The 16,846-nt window shown below is 71.5% G+C and carries 19 protein-coding genes; 7 read left to right on the plus strand and 12 right to left on the minus strand.

The window, feature by feature from the left end:
- Positions 1 to 68 precede the first annotated feature (68 nt).
- Both JHN45_RS16210 and JHN45_RS16215 read left to right on the plus strand, forming a co-directional pair.
- Positions 69 to 1,856 carry a glycoside hydrolase family 15 protein gene (locus JHN45_RS16210; RefSeq protein ID WP_200711714.1) on the plus strand — a complete coding sequence of 596 codons (1,788 nt, stop codon included), beginning with the start codon at positions 69 to 71 and terminating at the stop codon, positions 1,854 to 1,856.
- Positions 1,857 to 1,861: 5 nt separating this feature from the next.
- Positions 1,862 to 2,617 carry an SDR family oxidoreductase gene (locus tag JHN45_RS16215; protein ID WP_201049497.1) on the plus strand — a complete coding sequence of 252 codons (756 nt, stop codon included), beginning with the start codon at positions 1,862 to 1,864 and terminating at the stop codon, positions 2,615 to 2,617.
- A 22-nt stretch (positions 2,618 to 2,639) separates the two neighbouring features.
- Here the strand turns inward: JHN45_RS16215 and JHN45_RS16220 are convergent, their stop codons facing one another.
- The 6 genes from JHN45_RS16220 to JHN45_RS16245 all read right to left on the minus strand — a co-directional run bounded on the left by JHN45_RS16220 (position 2,640) and on the right by JHN45_RS16245 (position 5,786).
- On the minus strand, positions 2,640 to 3,290 hold the full coding sequence (locus tag JHN45_RS16220) for a hypothetical protein (protein ID WP_201049498.1): 651 nt from the start codon (positions 3,288 to 3,290) through the stop codon (positions 2,640 to 2,642).
- Positions 3,291 to 3,412: 122 nt separating this feature from the next.
- Positions 3,413 to 3,991: an alkaline shock response membrane anchor protein AmaP gene (gene amaP, locus JHN45_RS16225; RefSeq protein WP_201049499.1), complete on the minus strand. Its 579-nt coding sequence runs from the start codon at positions 3,989 to 3,991 to the stop codon at positions 3,413 to 3,415.
- Between the two features lie 5 nt (positions 3,992 to 3,996).
- Positions 3,997 to 4,671 (minus strand): DUF6286 domain-containing protein, encoded by a 675-nt coding sequence (locus JHN45_RS16230; RefSeq protein WP_201049500.1) that lies wholly within the window; start codon positions 4,669 to 4,671, stop codon positions 3,997 to 3,999.
- Positions 4,668 to 5,060, minus strand: coding sequence for an Asp23/Gls24 family envelope stress response protein (locus JHN45_RS16235; RefSeq protein WP_201049501.1), 393 nt, complete (start codon positions 5,058 to 5,060; stop codon positions 4,668 to 4,670). The genes JHN45_RS16230 and JHN45_RS16235 overlap by 4 nt, the downstream gene beginning before the upstream one ends.
- On the minus strand, positions 5,057 to 5,242 hold the full coding sequence (locus tag JHN45_RS16240) for a hypothetical protein (RefSeq protein WP_019060657.1): 186 nt from the start codon (positions 5,240 to 5,242) through the stop codon (positions 5,057 to 5,059). Before JHN45_RS16240 ends, JHN45_RS16235 begins: the two co-directional genes overlap by 4 nt.
- A gap of 58 nt (positions 5,243 to 5,300) precedes the next feature.
- Positions 5,301 to 5,786 carry an Asp23/Gls24 family envelope stress response protein gene (locus tag JHN45_RS16245; protein ID WP_019067435.1) on the minus strand — a complete coding sequence of 162 codons (486 nt, stop codon included), beginning with the start codon at positions 5,784 to 5,786 and terminating at the stop codon, positions 5,301 to 5,303.
- Between the two features lie 87 nt (positions 5,787 to 5,873).
- Between JHN45_RS16245 and JHN45_RS16250 the strand changes: the two genes are divergently transcribed.
- The gene (locus JHN45_RS16250) at positions 5,874 to 6,680 is read left to right on the plus strand and encodes a nucleopolyhedrovirus P10 family protein (RefSeq protein WP_374195621.1); all 807 of its coding nucleotides are present in this window, start codon (positions 5,874 to 5,876) and stop codon (positions 6,678 to 6,680) included.
- A 47-nt stretch (positions 6,681 to 6,727) separates the two neighbouring features.
- Here the strand turns inward: JHN45_RS16250 and JHN45_RS16255 are convergent, their stop codons facing one another.
- The 3 genes from JHN45_RS16255 to JHN45_RS16265 all read right to left on the minus strand — a co-directional run bounded on the left by JHN45_RS16255 (position 6,728) and on the right by JHN45_RS16265 (position 9,825).
- On the minus strand, positions 6,728 to 7,540 hold the full coding sequence (locus JHN45_RS16255; protein WP_201049503.1) for an enoyl-CoA hydratase/isomerase family protein: 813 nt from the start codon (positions 7,538 to 7,540) through the stop codon (positions 6,728 to 6,730).
- A 117-nt stretch (positions 7,541 to 7,657) separates the two neighbouring features.
- Complete coding sequence (locus JHN45_RS16260; protein WP_019060653.1) at positions 7,658 to 7,876, minus strand: helix-turn-helix domain-containing protein; 219 nt, start codon at positions 7,874 to 7,876, stop codon at positions 7,658 to 7,660.
- A gap of 350 nt (positions 7,877 to 8,226) precedes the next feature.
- A complete protein-coding gene (locus tag JHN45_RS16265) occupies positions 8,227 to 9,825 on the minus strand; it encodes an ABC-F family ATP-binding cassette domain-containing protein (RefSeq protein ID WP_200711722.1) in 1,599 nt (532 codons plus the stop codon).
- A gap of 241 nt (positions 9,826 to 10,066) precedes the next feature.
- On the opposite strand from JHN45_RS16265, the gene JHN45_RS16270 reads away from it, so the two are divergent.
- Positions 10,067 to 10,957 carry a neutral zinc metallopeptidase gene (locus tag JHN45_RS16270; protein ID WP_200711723.1) on the plus strand — a complete coding sequence of 297 codons (891 nt, stop codon included), beginning with the start codon at positions 10,067 to 10,069 and terminating at the stop codon, positions 10,955 to 10,957.
- Positions 10,958 to 11,069: 112 nt separating this feature from the next.
- The gene (locus JHN45_RS16275; RefSeq protein WP_200711724.1) at positions 11,070 to 11,495 is read left to right on the plus strand and encodes a VOC family protein; all 426 of its coding nucleotides are present in this window, start codon (positions 11,070 to 11,072) and stop codon (positions 11,493 to 11,495) included.
- A 6-nt stretch (positions 11,496 to 11,501) separates the two neighbouring features.
- Here the strand turns inward: JHN45_RS16275 and JHN45_RS16280 are convergent, their stop codons facing one another.
- The 3 genes from JHN45_RS16280 to JHN45_RS16290 form a co-directional block, all read right to left on the minus strand.
- Positions 11,502 to 12,905, minus strand: a complete 1,404-nt coding sequence (locus tag JHN45_RS16280; protein ID WP_201049504.1) for a hypothetical protein — start codon at positions 12,903 to 12,905, stop codon at positions 11,502 to 11,504.
- A 168-nt stretch (positions 12,906 to 13,073) separates the two neighbouring features.
- A complete protein-coding gene (locus JHN45_RS16285) occupies positions 13,074 to 14,201 on the minus strand; it encodes a S9 family peptidase (RefSeq protein ID WP_201049505.1) in 1,128 nt (375 codons plus the stop codon).
- Between the two features lie 129 nt (positions 14,202 to 14,330).
- Positions 14,331 to 15,065 (minus strand): class II aldolase/adducin family protein, encoded by a 735-nt coding sequence (locus JHN45_RS16290; RefSeq protein ID WP_201049506.1) that lies wholly within the window; start codon positions 15,063 to 15,065, stop codon positions 14,331 to 14,333.
- A gap of 196 nt (positions 15,066 to 15,261) precedes the next feature.
- Between JHN45_RS16290 and JHN45_RS16295 the strand changes: the two genes are divergently transcribed.
- A complete protein-coding gene (locus JHN45_RS16295) occupies positions 15,262 to 16,014 on the plus strand; it encodes a lysozyme (protein ID WP_201049507.1) in 753 nt (250 codons plus the stop codon).
- Positions 16,015 to 16,112: 98 nt separating this feature from the next.
- Positions 16,113 to 16,846: inorganic phosphate transporter (locus JHN45_RS16300; RefSeq protein ID WP_201049508.1), on the plus strand; the 734-nt coding region annotated here is incomplete at its 3' end.

Consider the following 16,846-nt stretch of genomic DNA (forward strand, 5'->3'; position numbering starts at 1 on the left):
CTCCCTCGCTTCACCCGCCCGGCCCCGAACCTTGATTGCCTCATCAACAGGCAGGGAACCCGCACCCCGTGCACCCACGTATCGAGGACTACGCCCTCATCGGCGACGAACAGACCGCGGCTCTGGTCGGCATGGACGGCTCGGTCGACTGGCTGTGTCTGCCGCGCTTCGACTCGGCGGCCTGCTTCGCCCGACTGCTCGGCGACGAGAACAACGGCCACTGGCGCATCGCTCCGAAGGGCGCCGACCGCTGCACCCGCCGCGCCTACCGTCCCGACACCCTGGTCCTGGACACGGAGTGGGAGACCGCCGAGGGGACGGTGCGCGTCACCGACCTGATGCCCCAGCGCCACCGCGCCCCCGACGTCGTACGCGTCGTGGAGGGCCTGAGCGGCAGGGTCACCGTCCGCAGCACGCTCCGCCTGCGCTTCGACTACGGAGCGGTCGTGCCGTGGGTGCGCAGGTCCGACGGGCACCGGGTGGCCGTCGCGGGCCCCGACTCGGTGTGGCTGCGCAGCGAGCCCGAGGTGCGCACCTGGGGCGAGGACTTCAGCACCCTCTCGGAGTTCACCGTGGAGGCCGGGCAGAAGGTCGCCTTCGTCCTCACCTGGCATCCCTCGCACGAGCCGCGTCCGCCGCTCGTCGACCCGTACAAGTCGCTGCGGCACAGCGTCGCGGACTGGGAGCGCTGGGCGGCCCGCTGCCGCTACGACGGCCCCTACAGGGACGCGGTCGTGCGCTCCCTGATCACCCTCAAGGCCCTCACCTACCGGCCGACCGGTGGCATCGTGGCCGCGGCCACCAGCTCGCTGCCCGAGGAGATGGGCGGCGTACGCAACTGGGACTACCGCTACTGCTGGCTGCGCGACTCCAGTCTCACCCTCGGCGCCCTCGTGGCCGCGGGCTACCACAAGGAGGCCGAGGCCTGGCGCGACTGGCTGCTGCGCGCGGTCGCGGGCGATCCGGCGGACCTGCAGATCATGTACGGCGTGGCGGGCGAGCGGCGGCTGCCCGAGTTCGAACTGCCGCACCTGACCGGCTTCGGCGGCTCGGCGCCCGTACGGATCGGCAACGGCGCCGTCAACCAGCTCCAACTCGACGTCTACGGGGAGGTGATGGACTCCCTGTGGCTGGCCCGGCGCGCCGGTCTGTCGCCCAAGCCGCACATGTGGTCGCTGCAGAGCGTCCTCCTGGAGTGGCTGCGCGCGCAGTGGCAGCAGCCCGACGAGGGCCTGTGGGAGGTGCGCGGCGGGCGGCGGCACTTCGTGCACTCCAAGGTCATGGTGTGGGTGGCGGCCGACCGGGCCGTACGCACTCTGGAGGAGTACGCCGACCTCCCGGGGGACCTGTCGGGCTGGCGCGAGCTGCGGGACGCGGTGCACAAGGACGTGTGCGAGAAGGGCTTCGACCCGGTGCGCAACACGTTCACGCAGTACTACGGGTCGCAGGAGCTGGACGCGGCCCTGCTGCTCATCCCCCGCTTCGGTTTCCTGCCGCCCGACGATCCCCGGGTCGTCGGCACGGTCGACGCGGTCCGCGCGGCGCTCGGCCACGACGGTTTCGTACGCCGCTACGACACCGCCGCCGACACTCCTGTGGACGGACTGCCTGGTGACGAGGGCGCCTTCCTGGCGTGCTCGTTCTGGCTCGTGGACGCGCTGCACCTGACGGGCCGTACGAAGGAGGCCCGGGTGCTCTTCGAGCGTCTGGTGGGGCTCGCGAACGACGTGGGGCTGCTCGCGGAGGAGTACGACCCGGTGGCCGGCCGTCAACTGGGCAACTTCCCGCAGGCGTTCAGCCACATCGGGCTGGTGAACACCGCCCTCGCGCTGTTCGGGGACGAGAAGGCAGGATAGGGGCCATGGATCTTGGACTGAAGGACCGCGTGTACGTCGTCACCGGGGCCACCCGTGGACTGGGCAACGCCGCCGCGCGCGAGCTGGTGGCCGACGGCGCGAAGGTCGTCGTCACCGGTCGGGACGAGCAGCGGGCCACCGAGGCGGCGGCCGGACTGGGGCCGAACGCGGTGGGCGTGGCCGTCGACAACGCCGACGCGGACGCGCCGGCCCGGCTGATCGCCGCCGCGCGGGAGCACTTCGGGGGCTTCGACGGCATCCTGGTGAGCGTCGGCGGGCCGCCGCCCGGGTTCGTCGCGGACACCAGCGACGAGCAGTGGCAGGCCTCGTTCGAGTCGGTGTTCCTGGGCGCGGTACGGCTCGCCCGCGCGGCGGCCGGGGAGTTGGAGGCGGGCGGGGTCATCGGCTTCGTGCTGTCCGGTTCGGTGCACGAGCCGATCCCCGGGCTGACGATCTCGAACGCGCTGCGGCCCGGCCTGGCCGGTTTCGGCAAGTCCCTGGCGGACGAGCTGGGGCCGCGCGGCATCCGTGTCGTCGGACTGCTGCCCGCGCGCATCGACACGGACCGTGTGCGCGAGCTGGACGGCCTCTCCGCGGATCCGGAGGCCACCCGCGCGGCCAACGAGTCGCGGATCCCGCTGCGGCGGTACGGGACTCCGGACGAGTTCGGACGCGTGGCGGCGTTCCTGTTGTCGCCGGCCGCGTCCTACCTGACGGGGATCATGGTGCCGGTCGACGGCGGTATGCGGCACGGGTTCTGAGCCGACCGGTCCCCGGGCCCGTTCAGGAGGTACCACCGCACACGGGTGATCTCTGGGACGTCCTATTCCAGGACTCGTCCAGGACGAGTTGGCTGACGGCGCCGGCCGTGGGACTCCGCGCGGAGGAGGCCAATGCTCCTCTGCTGCTGCGGACCCAGTTCTTGCCCGCCGGATCCGTGAACTCCAGCCACAGCGATGCCAGTTCGCCGTCCGTGAACCGCGCGGAGGGGAATCGACGACGCATGCTGTCCCGCAGGGCGGCGTCGGGGATCTTGATCTGCCTGCACGGCGCCAGCGCGTACAGATCCCACCAGAGGTGCCTGTCCGGCAGGAACAGGCGCATCTGCACGGCATGAGGATTGCCGTTCATCACGACGACCTCGGACGGCGTCCGGTAGAAGTCGACCTGTTCGGCGGATGCCTTCCGGCTCGACTCGGCCGCGCTCCGCTCCGCCTCATCGGCTCGCTGCTCGGCTCTGACGCCGAGCACCAGCCCGCCGAGCGCCGCGACGACGGTGAGCAGTGCGCCCACGCCTCGCCCGATCTCGGTCCAGGTCGGCGCGGCCGCAGCGGTCGCCGCGGGATCAGCCGGCGCCGCATCGTCGGAATCAGCCGCAGGCGTCGGCCCGTCACCTGCCGGCTCGGGCTGCCCCCCGCCGCTCGCTTCAGCCATGCGCCCGAGGCTATAGGCGCGGTAGCCGCCCCCGGAGCGCATGATCGGAACAGACGGACCGTCGGCCCGAAGAGGACATCACCGGTCCGACCCGGGTGGCGAACAGTCAGGAAACCGGTCCGTCAACTGACCCGCTCCGCGCGGTGCTTGACACCCGTCAGCTGTACCTCCGTAGGGAGTGCGTCCAGGCCCGCCGAGTCGCGGGCGTGGGCCAGGGCGTTGGCCGTCAGGTGGTCTAGGGCGACTCCGGGGTCCACGTGGGGCTCCAGGCTGAGCTGGACGCGGGCCTCGGGTGCCGTGCGGGTGCCGGCGAGCCGCACGTGCGCGTGGGCCACGCCGTCCAGGTCGCCCGCGTCGGTGGCGAGGACGCCCTCCAGGGCCCGGCCCCGCAGCAGCGCGCCCTCGCCGTCGCCGGTGCGGACGGCGACCTCGGTGAGCCGGCGCCGCCGTAGGACCGCGACGAGCCACCACAGGGCCAGCAGGACGAGGACCGCGAGCGCGGCGAGGACCGTCGGCCACCACCAGCCGTCGGCCTGCCAGCGGGTCCGCCGGGCGTCGCTCAGCAGGACGTCGTGCCGCCCTTCGTAGATCCACCACGACGGCGGCTTCACGCCCAGTCCCACGGCCAGCACGGAGCCGCCGAGCACGAGCAGCGCGAGACCGACGACACCGGTCACCACGCGGTTGACGATCCTGAGCACCGGCCTCACCTCTTCCGTCCGGAACGGCCGACGTGCAGTGACAGCGCGAGCGGCCGGGCCAGCCCGAGACCGGTGATCGCGTCGCTGAGCACGGTGTCCAAGTCGGCGCGTACGTCGTCGAGTTCACGGAAATGGGACACCGCGCGGACATCGGCTTTCGTCCGGCTCGTGCGTACTCGGACCGACTGCACGCCCGAGACCTCCATGGCCCGGTCGCGCAGCACCATCGCGGCGGCGGCGCGTTGCAGGCCGGCCCGGACGTCGGCGTGGGTGCGGCGCATCGGCAGCACCTGGCGCAGGCCGGGCGTGAGGGCGAGCACGATCAGCCAGAGGCCGAGGGCGGCGGCGATGCCGGCGCCGACGAGGACCCAGGTGTCGTCGAGTGGCCGTTCGGCGAGCTGCCGGGTCAGTTCGCGGCGCCAGTGCGCGGAAGGCCGTTTGGCGCGCACGGCGGTGATGTCGTAGAGGAGGGCGCCCGCGCCGAGGAGCAGCAGGACGGCGACGATGGCGGCGGGGACGCGGCGCGTCGACCAGAAGCGGCCGTCCTTGCCGCCGCCGTCGACCAGGGGTGCGGGACCGCGGTCCGCCGCCGGGTCGTACCCGCCGTGTCCGGGGTCGGCCGCCTTCTCGATGACCGGTAGTCGTTGGGTCGTGCCTTCGGAGCCCTGGGGCTCGCTCATCGAGTCCTCCCCTGTGCCGCGCGGTGTGCCTGTGCCGGATGCAGCCGTTCCACCTGGACGGCGACCTCGGGCACCTCCATGCCCACCAACGCGCGTACCCGCTGAACCACCTGTCGACGCACCCGAAGACAGCGGTCGCCGATGTCGCAGGGATAGTCGAGTTCGAGGTGCACGCGCACGCGTGCGGTGCCGTGGTGTACGACCACGGTGGCATGCGGCGGTGCAGCCTCGGGGTGCAGCGGCCCGAGCGCCTCGCGTGCAGCCTGCGCGGCGATCTTCGCGACGACCCGGTCGGCGATCCGGGTGGCGCCCCGCTCGCCGGGCGGGACGGCCGCCAGGGGTCTGCCGCGTTCGTCGACCGCGCCGTCCCCGCCGCTCACGGACGTCACCGCCGCCGGTCGTCGCGCGAGCGGAAGAAGTCGCCGAGTTCCAGGTCCCCTTCGAGGAACCGGCCGACGACGAACCCGATGGCGCCCAGGGCGGCCACCAGCAGGAACGCGCCGAACCCGCCGAAGTATCCGGCGAAGCCCAGCGCCATTCCGGCGATCATGCCGACCACGGCCCTGCTCATCCTGCGCTCCTCAGCTCGTTCGTCGGCCCGCTGTTCATGGGTTCATCCGTCGGCTCGGTCACTGGAGACGGGGTTCCGGTTCGTCGTCCTCCTCGTCGGGCAGCTTCACGTCGCTGACCGCGATGTTGACCTCGACGACCTCGAGTCCGGTCATCCGCTCCACGGCCGCGATGACGTTCTCCCGTACGGCCCGGGCGACGTCCGCGATCGACACCCCGTAGTCGACGACGATCTCCAGATCGAGGGCGGTCTGCACCTCGCCGACCTCGGCCTTCACGCCCCGGGACACCGACTTGGAACCGCCGGGCACGCGGTCGCGCACGGCCCCGAAGGTGCGGGAGAGCCCGCTGCCCATGGCATGCACGCCCAGGACGTCCCGGGCGGCCAGCCCGGCGATCTTCTCCACGACCCCGTCGGCGATGGTCGTACGCCCCCTGGACGCCGGATCGCCCCCGCCGCGTTTGGTGGGGGTCTTGCGGGTCTGCAGCGGCTCCCTCTCGCCGTCGGGGTCCTGCGTCCGGTTCCGCTCCGTCATGTCGGTCATCGCCGTACGTCCCTTTCGGTCGTCGTCCTTCGACCACGGTAAGTGCGGTTGCATTCTCCCGCGCCGGGGATGCGGCAGGCTGGAGGAATGACGGCGGACTCATGGACTGGGAATCAGGGGCGGCGCGCAGCGCCTTCGAATAGGGCGGTGGTGGGCGACGGGCGGGCAGTACGGCAGCAGTTGGGGCTCGGCAGGCTGTTGCCCCTGGGTGACCGGCGGGACTGCGCGTGGATCGCGGAGCGGGCGGCCGAGGCCGTACTGCGGGGCGTGGCGCAGCACGTACGGGGCGTGCGGCTGAGCGCGCTGCGCATCGGGCTCGCCGATCCGGAGAACGTGCACGAGCCCGCCGTACCGCCACCGCCGGGGGCGCTGCCGCCCGGTCCGCTGCGGATCACGGCCGACTTCGCGGCCGTGGCGACCGACCCCCTTCCGGAGACCGCCTCCCGGCTGCGCGCGGCGCTGGCGACGGCCGCGGCGGAGCGGCTCGGGCTGGTGGTGACGGAGGTTGATCTACAGGTGACAGCCTTGCTGGACCACATGGACGATATTGACCGTATGGACGATGTGGATCATTCCGCCGCCGATATTGACCACATTGATGAAATCGACCTGATGGTCAATGTTGATGACGGCGGCGAGTCCCTGATCGTCGCAGCCGTGCTCCGCGCCCCCGGTGTGGTCCGGCTGACCGGTGCGCTGGGCGGGCTGGGGCGGGCGGTGCACATCGAGGAACGGCAGGGCGAAGGCGCGCTGTCACGCCTCCACGCGCGCGTGGAGATCGCCGTACGCGCGGACCACCGGGCCCTGGATGTGGCCCGGGAGGTCCGCGCGAGGGCCGGCGAGGTGCTGCCCGGTCACCCGACCGTGGCGGTGCTCGTCACGAAGATCGACTGAACCACGACCGGCCGAACCGCTGTCGGCCGACGCCTATTCGCCGGCGCCTATTCGCCGACGCCGGCGAGGTCCCGCAGCCGTCGAGCCTGGGCGGCCCGCTCGGCGGCGCGCTGGTCGTCGTACGCACGCCCCTGGACGCCCTGGAGCAGCGCCTTGGTCTCGATGAGGGCGTCGCGCGGCGCGGCCAGCAGAGCCGTCGCCAGGTCGCGTACGGCGTCGTCGACCTGGTCGGCGGGCACGGCGATGTTGGCCAGGCCGGTGCTCACCGCTTCCTCGGCCGCGACGAAGCGCCCGGTCGCGCAGATCTCCAGCGCGCGGGCGTAGCCGACGAGTCCCACCAGGGGGTGGGTGCCGGTCAGGTCGGGCACCAGTCCGAGGCTGGTCTCGCGCATGGCGAACTGCACGTCGTCGGCGACGACGCGCAGGTCACAGGCGAGCGCGAGTTGGAAGCCGGCCCCGATGGCATGCCCCTGTACGGCGGCGATGGACACGATGTCGCTCCGTCGCCACCAGGTGAAGCCCGCCTGGTACCCGGCGATGGCCTCGTCCAGCACGGCGTCACTGCTGTGCGCGAGGTCGATGAACGACGGTTCGCCGTCGAAGCCCTCGGGCGTGAACGCCTGTCGGTCGAGTCCGGCCGAGAAGGACTTGCCCTCGGCACGCAGCACCACGACCCGGACGGAGCCCGGCAGCAACCGCCCGGCCTCCGCCAACGCCCGCCACAGAGCAGGACTTTGAGCGTTGCGCTTGGCCGGGTTGGTCAGCGTCACCGTGGCGATCGCGTCGTCGACGGTGAGCCGTACGCCGTCCTTGTCGAGTACGGGACCGAGGTCCTTGTCGTCCTGTTCGGGCGAAGCCATGGGGCGCCTCCGATGTGTGCGGTCAACAGAGCAGAGCTAAGTGACTGCACAGTAACCACCCGGCCGGTCAGTCGTCCGACCGGGTGGTCACCATCGAAGCCGTCGAGCCGCTCGGGGTCAGGCCGAAGCCTTCTTGCCCCGGGTCGCCCCGCCACGCCCACGGAGCGTGACGCCCGACTCACTGAGCATCCGGTGGACGAAGCCATACGAGCGGCCGGTCTCCTCGGCCAGCGCCCGGATGCTCGCACCGGAGTCGTACTTCTTCTTCAGGTCTGCCGCGAGCTTGTCGCGCGCGGCGCCGGTTACCCGGCTGCCCTTCTTCAGAGTCTCGGCCACCCGTGCCTCCTCATGGGAAGTGCGCTCTTGGTCTCCTCATGATCACCCCTCCAAGCGTTCATGGCCACCCATTCGGCAAGGTCCGTGAGACAAGGTTTTGACGACAGGAGCGCGTCCCCACAAGTGGAATGTGGAATTCCATACGGTCGTGTCCGCACGGCCGAACGAGTTGCTCCGCGAAATACCTGGTCAGAGACGCGGAACGGCCGAGCCCTTGTCGATAAAGGACTCGGCCGGAAAATCGATGTACGACACACCTCGGTACGAGGAGATCTCACACAGATGGTGGATCACCGGTAGGCCGAATGATCCATACGCCGTGGATCAAGCATTCGATCAAGCCGCTGCGATCAGGCCAGGGCGACGAGATCCGCGTAGTCCGCGCCCCACAGGTCCTCGACTCCGTCCGGCAGCAGGATGATCCGCTCCGGCTGCAGCGCCTCCACGGCGCCCTCGTCGTGGGTGACGAGGACGACGGCGCCCTTGTAGGTGCTCAGTGCCCCGAGGATCTCCGCGCGGCTGGCCAGGTCGAGGTTGTTCGTCGGCTCGTCCAGGAGAAGGACGTTCGCCGCGGACACGACCAGGGTGGCGAGGGCGAGGCGGGTCTTCTCGCCGCCGGAGAGGACCCCGGCGGGCTTGTCGACGTCGTCTCCGGAGAACAGGAACGAGCCGAGCGTCTTGCGGACCTCGACCAGGTCCAGATCGGGGGCGGCGGAGCGCATGTTCTCCAGAACCGTGCGCTCCGGGTCGAGGGTCTCGTGCTCCTGCGCGTAGTAGCCGAGCTTGAGGCCGTGCCCCTTGATGACCTCGCCGGTGTCCGGTTCCTCGACACCGCCGAGGAGCTTCAGGAGGGTCGTCTTGCCGGCGCCGTTCAGGCCGAGGATGACGACGCGCGAGCCCTTGTCGATGGCCAGGTCGACGTCGGTGAAGATCTCCAGGGAGCCGTAGGACTTCGACAGACCCTCGGCCATGAGCGGGGTCTTTCCGCAGGGCGAGGGCTCCGGGAAGCGCAGCTTGGCGACCTTGTCGGAGACGCGCACGGCTTCCAGCCCGGCGAGCAGCCGGTCGGCGCGCTTGGCCATGTTCTGCGCGGCGACCGTCTTGGTGGCCTTGGCGCGCATCTTGTCGGCCTGCGAGTGCAGGGCTGCGGCCTTCTTCTCGGCGTTCTGCCGCTCGCGCTTGCGGCGCTTCTCGTCGGCCTCGCGCTGCTGCTGGTAGAGCTTCCAGCCCATGTTGTAGACGTCGATCTGGGCGCGGTTGGCGTCCAGGTAGAACACCTTGTTGACGACGGTCTCCACGAGGTCGGCGTCGTGGGAGATCACGATGAAGCCGCCGCGGTACGTCTTCAGGTAGTCGCGCAGCCAGACGATCGAGTCGGCGTCGAGGTGGTTCGTGGGCTCGTCGAGCAGGAGCGTGTCCGCGTCGGAGAACAGGATGCGGGCCAGCTCGATACGGCGGCGCTGACCGCCGGAGAGCGTGTGCAGGGGCTGGCCGAGCACCCGGTCGGGCAGGTTGAGCGCGGCGGCGATGGTGGCGGCCTCGGCCTCGGCGGAGTAGCCGCCCTTGGTGAGGAACTCGGTCTCCTGGCGCTCGTACTGGCGCATGGCCTTGTCACGGGTGGCGCCGCTGCCGTTGGCGATGCGCTGTTCGTTCTCCCGCATCTTGCGGATCAGGGTGTCCAGGCCGCGCGCGGAGAGGATGCGGTCGCTGGCGAGTACGTCCAGGTCGCCGGTGCGGGGGTCCTGCGGCAGGTAGCCCACCTCGCCGGAGCGGGTGACGGTGCCGCCGGCGGGCTGTCCCTCACCGGCCAGGACCTTGGTCAGGGTGGTCTTGCCGGCGCCGTTGCGGCCGACCAGACCGATGCGGTCGCCCTTGGCGATGCGGAAGGTCGCGGACTCGATGAGGACGCGGGCACCGGCGCGCAGCTCGATACCGGAGGCGGAGATCACGGTCAGACTCCAGAGCGGGGTCGTAGGCGGAAGGGGCGGCTGAGGACGTTCCCGCCGTCTAATGCGCGAGGAGAATGGCCATGGGCCAAGTCTAACGGGGCAATGCAAGCGTTTTTCCGGTGCGCGGGTGTGTTCGGCGCCACCAGGGGCGTCCCCCGTTCGGCCGATCGCCCGGCGCCCCCGCGCGGGCCGCGGGCGAGGATGGGCGCCAGGGGGTCCACACGCGCGGAGAGCGGGGCCCATGCAGTTCGACGACGATGCCGATCTGGACACCTCCGAGGTGCAGGACGTGCGCGGCAGCCGGATTCCCGGTGGCCGCGCGACCGTGGGCGGGGGCCTCGCCGGGCTGATCGCACTCCTCCTGGGGCTGTTCTTCGGCGTCGGCCCCGACAACCTGGGGTTGTCGTCGGGCAGTGACGCACCGGCGGCGACCGCGTCCTCGCTCGCCCAGGTGCAGTCGAGCTGCCGTACCGGACAGGACGCGAACACCAAGGAGGACTGCCGCATCGTGGCGGTGGTCAACAGCGTGCAGGACTTCTGGGCGCAGGAGTTCGCGCGGCGCGGCGGGACGTACACCCGCTCCCCCACGGTCTTCTTCAGCGGGCAGGTCGCCACCGCGTGCGGGACGGCGACCTCCGCGGTGGGGCCGTTCTACTGTCCCGGCGACCGGAAGGTCTATCTGGACCTGGGTTTCTTCGACGAGCTGCGGACGAAGTTCGGCTCCAGCGGCGGCCCGTTCGCGCAGGCGTACGTCGTGGCCCACGAGTACGGGCACCACGTGCAGGATCTGATGGGCACGCTCAGCCGGTCGCAGGACGGGCGGACCGGCGCGAACAGCAACGCGGTGCGGGTGGAACTGCAGGCCGACTGCTACGCGGGGGTCTGGGCGCATCACGCGACGACCACGAAGGACGAGTCGACCGGGCGGCCGCTGATCACCAGCCTCACGGAGGCCGACATCCGGGACGGCCTGGACGCGGCGGCGGCCGTGGGCGACGACCGGATCCAGGAGCGGTTCCAGGGGCGGGTCACGCCGGAGACCTGGACGCACGGCTCGGCGGCGCAGCGGCAGCAGTGGTTCTACGAGGGTTACCGGACCGGTGACATGGCGCGGTGCGACACCTTCCGCTGACGGCCGGGACGCCGGTGCTCGGGGCGTTGTCAGTGGCGGGTGCAAGACTCGTCGAAACGGTCAAAGCAGCAGAAAAAAGCGAAAGCACCCGATGCACAAGGAAGTGGTCGGCATGGCAGGCAAGGACAGCGGGCGTCCCAGCATCTACCCGTCCCTGCTGTACACGGACGCGAAGGCGGCGATCCGGCAGCTCACGGAGGCCTTCGGCTTCACCGAACTCGCGGTGTACGAGGGCGAGGACGGCTCGGTGATGCACGCCGAGCTGGTGCAGGGCAACGGCGCGGTGATGCTCGGATCCAAGGGCCGCGGCGGCCGTTTCGACGAGGCGATGAAGAGCGCGGGACCCGTCGGGGTGTACCTCGTCGTGGACGACGTCGACGCCCACCACCGACGGGCCGTGGAGCACGGCGCGGAGATCCTGATGCCCCCGACGGACCAGGACTACGGATCCCGGGACTATATGGCCCGGGACATCGAGGGCAACATCTGGAGCTTCGGTACCTACGCCCCGGAGATACCCGGGACGGCAGGCGCCTGACCCCGCCTAGCTGCCCCCTGTGTGCACCTGGAAGGCGGCCCGGCGTACGGCCTTGGCGAGCGCCGGGTCGGGGTGGGCCGCGGCGAGCGCGACCAGCACCTGCACGGTACGCGGGTGGCCTACCGCGCGGACCTCGTCGAGGAGCATGGGGACGGTCGGCTGGATCGCCGACTCCAGATGGCGCACGAGCAGCGGGGCCTCCCCGTGGTCGGCGACCGCGGCGGCGGTGTCGACCCACATCCAGGTGGCCTCTTCGCGGGTGAGGACCTCGTGGGCGTCCTCCGGGTCGATCCCGTCGTGCTCCGCCAGCCACAGCAGGGCGTACGGCCGCAGCGTCGCCTCGTCCACCGCCGCGCGGACGTCGGGCTCGGCGGGGGCGCCGACGACGCGCAGCGCCTCGAAGGCGAGGCCGCGCAGCAGGGCGTCCTCACCGCGGGCGGCGTCGATCAGCTGGCCGACCGCGCTGCCCACGGTGCGGGCGGCGAGCCAGGCGCGGTACTCGGCGCGGGCGGCGTTCGGGCGGAGCTGGGAGCAGCCGCGGAGCATGTCCTCGGCGGACTGCTCGATGTTCCCGGCGGGGCTCTGCGCGGCCACGCAGATCTGCTCCAGCTTGACCCAGACCGCCCAGCTGCCGAGCGGGGTGAGGGTGGCCTGGGCGTCGCCGTAGGTGAGGGCACCGACGGAGGCGAGGGCGTGCAGGGCCCAGTCCAGGAGGGGGTCGAGAGGGGCGTCGGCGGCGGCCGGCGGCTGCTGGACCGGCTCGGGCTGCGGGCCGTAGGGGATCTCGCAGCGCTCGGTGCGCAGTTCGGTGACGCGCTGTTCGAGGAGGTCGAGGAGCTGGGCGACGGGGACGGGCCCGGCGGACAGCTGGAGGAAGGAGAGCACCTGAGGCATGGCCGAGACGACCTCGGCGACGGCTGAGGGCTCGTGCTCCCGAGGTTCCGGGTGGGCGAGCGACCAGGCGTCGAAGAGGGCGACCCAGCCGCGCAGTACGGCGCTGTCGTCGCGGTCCCAGGCGCGCAGCCGCCAGCCGGGGCGGGCGCTGTCGCCGTGCACCTCGACGAGGCCGGCGAGGCGGGCGGTGTCCCAGTCGGCGCGGACCTGGGCCGGAGTCAGACCCAGATCCTCGGCCGCGAGTTCGGCGGTCGCTTCGGAGAGGGTGCCTTTGCCGTCGGGGCTCGCGCCGTCACGGCCGGGTCGTAGTGCGGCGTCGGCCCAGTGGGCGACGCGGGCCGCTCCGGCCAGGCCGGAGCGTGCCATTCTGGCCAGTTCCGCGGGGGCCGGTGTGCCCTCCGGAGGGCGGGGTGCGGGGCGGCGCGAGCGCCGCTGGTTCATCGCTCGGGGGGCGGCGGCCAGGGGTCGCGGGCGGACGAGTCGAAGCCTGGAGTCGCGCGGGATACGGGACGTCACGGGTGCAGTCTTCCGGTTGACGGTCCGAAAACCCAAACGGAATGTCACGGCGGGCGACGGGGAGGGCCAAGGCAGGGGGGCCGGCGGGCTGCTGGGGGCCGGGTTCAGGCCAGTGGTACAGGGCTAAACGGAAGGTCGGAGGGGGGTGGGCCGGTGAGTGGGCCGGGGTCACATCAGCGGAGTCAGGAAGCGGCGCAGGATCTCCTCGTAGGTTGCCGGGTCGGCGTTCCACATGGCGCCGTGCGGGGCCCGGGCGACCGGCTGGAGGGTGATCAGGTCGGGGCGGCGGGCGGCGAGACGGCGGGAGAGGGACCAGGGGGCGACGGTGTCGTCGGGTCCGTGGAAGATCAGGGTCGGCACCCTGAGCCGGGCGGGGTCGGCGGCCTCGGCGATGCGGTCGCCGTGCAGACCGGTGCGGCCCTGGGCGGCGCGGACCGCGAGCGGCAGCAGCGCGCCCGGGGTGTGCCGGGCGGTGGCGAGGGCGCGCAGCGTCGTCTCCCAGTCGAGCACCGGCGAGTCCAGCACCAGTCCGGAGACGCGGTCGCGCATCCCGGAGTGGGCGGCGGCGCGCAGCGCCATGGTGGCACCGGTGGACCAGCCGTAGACGACGACGTGCTCGGCGCCGTAGCGCACGGCGTAGCGGATCGCGGCGTCCAGGTCGCGCCACTCGGTCTCGCCGAGATGGTTGAGGCCGTCGGGGTTGCGGGGTGCGCCGAGGTCGCCGCGGTAGGCGGGGGCGAGGACCGGGAAGCGGTTGCGGTGCAGGAACTCCATGACGTTCAGGGCGAGTTCGCGGGTGGTGGCCAGGCCGTGCACCGCGATCACCCAGGTGCTGCGCGCTCCGGGTACGAACCAGGCGGGCAGGGAGCCGAGTTCGCCGGGGATGTCGATGTCGGCGTGGTCGAGGCCGAGGGCGGCGCTCGGGTTGCCGATGTGGATGTTGGGGGTGAGCCACACCTTGTCGCGGGGGTGCAGGGTGCCGTGGGTGACGCGTTCGAGGCGGCGTACGACGGTGTCGGCGGAGTGGGGTGCCGTGTCGATGACGGGGCCGACGACCGCGTGGGAGCCGTCACCGGCGAGGCCGTAGGTGCCGGGGCGCAGGGAGGCCAGATCCCGGGTGAGGGTGATCTGCCCGGCGGCGGTGGCGTGCACCGTGAGCCGGGGTTCGGTCGGCAGGGGGCGGCCGGGCGGCGCCTTGAGCGCGGCGTCGCTGGCGTACCGGCCGGCGGCGACGCCCACCGCACCGGCCGCGAGGGCCACGGAGACGGCCGCGGCCGTCGCTTTGACTGTGCGCACGGCTCCAGTGTCCCGGCGGACCCGGCTACCGGCCAGCCGGAGGAGGCGCCGGATGGGCGCGAGATGCCGAAGCGAGCGGAAGACACGGGAGGAGAGTCGGAGGCACGCACGGAAGGCGCGGAGGGACGGTCACCCCCGCCGCTGCCCGTACCCCCGCAGCCGCTCCCCCGCCTCGGCCACCTGCTCCTCCGACAACAGCGTCGGCGACAGCCCCGGCACCGACGACGCCGTCAGCCACAGGCGGCACATCCACTCCAGCTGGGCCGTGCGGTCGAACGCCTGTTCCAGGGAGGTGCCGTAGGCGATCGTGCCGTGGTTCTGGAGGAGGCAGGCGGAGCGGTCGGCGAGGGCTTGGAGCATGTTCTCGGCCAACTCCTCGGTGCCGTATGTCGCATACGGGGCAACCCGGACCGGGCCACCGAGGGCGCCGGACATGTAGTGGACCGAGGGGAGTTCGGGGACGAGGGTCGAGACGGCCGTCGCGTGGACGGCGTGGGTGTGGACGACGGCGTAGGCGTCGGTGCTGCGGTAGACGGCGAGATGCATGGGCAGTTCGCTCGTCGGGAGCAGGGTGCCGAGGACCTGTCGGCCGTCGAGGTCGACGCCGACCGTGTCGTCGGGTGTCAGCCGGTCGTAGCGGACACCCGACGGCGTGACCAGGACGATGTCGCCGACGCGCACCGAGACGTTCCCGGAGGTGCCGACCACCAGGCCGTCGGACACCGTCCGGCGGGCCGTCACGACGAGTTCGTCCCAGGCGTCCGCCTCCTCGGCGTGCACACGCCTCCGCCATGGCTCCCCCACAGCCCCCGCGTCCTCCCGGGCATCCCGCCCACCCCGCTCGTCCCGCCGCCGCTCAGCCATGCCGCGATCCTGCCAGCCGGTTCCCCAACACGCGCTCGGGCCGGGGCACTTTAAGCCGGAAGTCACGCATCCGAAAGAGTACATATAGGCATGTACCACCCACTCAAGCCGCTTGGCTGGAGACCGATCGGCGTCGACAGATCTTCCAATAGCCTCTGGGGGATTTGCCGTGCACGTCGCCATTCCCGGGGGAAACATGGCCCGTGATCGCAAACCGTCCCGCCGCCGCGCCCGCCTCGTCGCGGCCGTCGCCGCACTCGCCGCCGGCGGAAGCGCGCTCGCGCTCGCCGGGATTCCGGCCGCCGCCGCAAGTCCCGCCAAGGGCCACGACGTCTCCTCGCACCAGAAGAACGTCGACTGGCCGAGCGCGAAGGCGAAGGGCGCCACGTTCGTCTACGTCAAGGCGACCGAGTCCACCGACTACGTCAACCCGTACTTCGCCGAGCAGTACGACGGCGCCCGTACCGCCGGCATCGTCCGCGGCGCCTACCACTTCGCGCGCCCGGACAAGTCGTCGGGCGCCACCCAGGCCGCGTACTTCGTGGCGCACGGCGGCGACTGGAAGGCGGACGGCTGGACGCTGCCACCGGCGCTCGACATCGAATACAACCCGTACGACAAGAAACGCGGCTGCTACGGCCTGAGCAAGGCGAAAATGGTCGGCTGGATCAAGGCCTTCAGCGCGGAGGTGAGGCGCGAGACCGGCCGCCGCCCGGTGATCTACACGACCGCCCACTGGTGGAACACCTGCACGGGCAGCAGCACCGCCCTGGCCTCGACACACGCGCTGTGGATCGCCCGCCACGAGTCGGCGGACGCGGGCTCGCTGCCCGCCGGCTGGTCGTACTGGACCTTCTGGCAGTACGACAACAGCGGGAGCCTGCCGGGTGATCAGAATCTCTTCAACGGGACGGCGGGCCAACTGAAGAAGTTCGCCCGGGGTTACTAGCCCGTACAGACACTCCAGGGACCCCCCTAGTTCATCTTCCGTTCATCCAGGTTGCCTACGGTCAACGCGCCAATGACCTCGAACGATTGCCTGGGTAAATGGAAAGCTTCTCGCTGATTCTCGCGATTGTGGTGGTCACCGCACTCGCGTTCGATTTCACGAACGGTTTCCACGACACCGCCAACGCGATGGCCACCACCATCTCGACCGGCGCACTCAAGCCCAAGGTCGCGGTGGCCATGTCGGCCACCCTCAACCTGGTGGGCGCTTTTCTCTCCGTGGAGGTCGCCAACACGATCTCCAAGGGTCTCGTCGACGAGAGCGGCATCCGTCCCGAGGTCATCTTCGCCGCCCTGGTCGGCGCGATCCTCTGGAACCTGGTGACCTGGCTCGTCGGCCTGCCGTCCAGTTCCTCGCACGCCCTCATGGGCGGTCTGATCGGCGCCACCATCGCCTCGGCCGGCACCGGCGCGGTCCACGGCGACGTCCTGGTCACCAAGGTGCTGCTGCCCGCGGTCGCCGCCCCGATCGTCGCGGGCGTCGCGGCGATGCTCGCCACCCGCTTCTCCTACGCCCTGAGCCGGAACGCGGACGGCAAGGCCGCCGACAAGGGCTTCCGCGTCGGCCAGATCGCCTCGGCGGGCCTGGTCTCGCTGGCCCACGGCACGAACGACGCGCAGAAGACGATGGGCATCATCACCCTCGCGCTGATCGCCGGCGGCTCCATCGCCCCCGACTCGGACCCGCCCACCTGGGTCATCCTCTCCGCGGGCCTCGCCATCGCGATGGGCACCTACATCGGCGGCTGGCGCATCATCCGCACCATGCGCAC

Source organism: Streptomyces sp. MBT53 (genome assembly GCF_016654115.1).
In the GTDB taxonomy this organism is placed as follows: Bacteria; Actinomycetota; Actinomycetes; order Streptomycetales; family Streptomycetaceae; genus Streptomyces.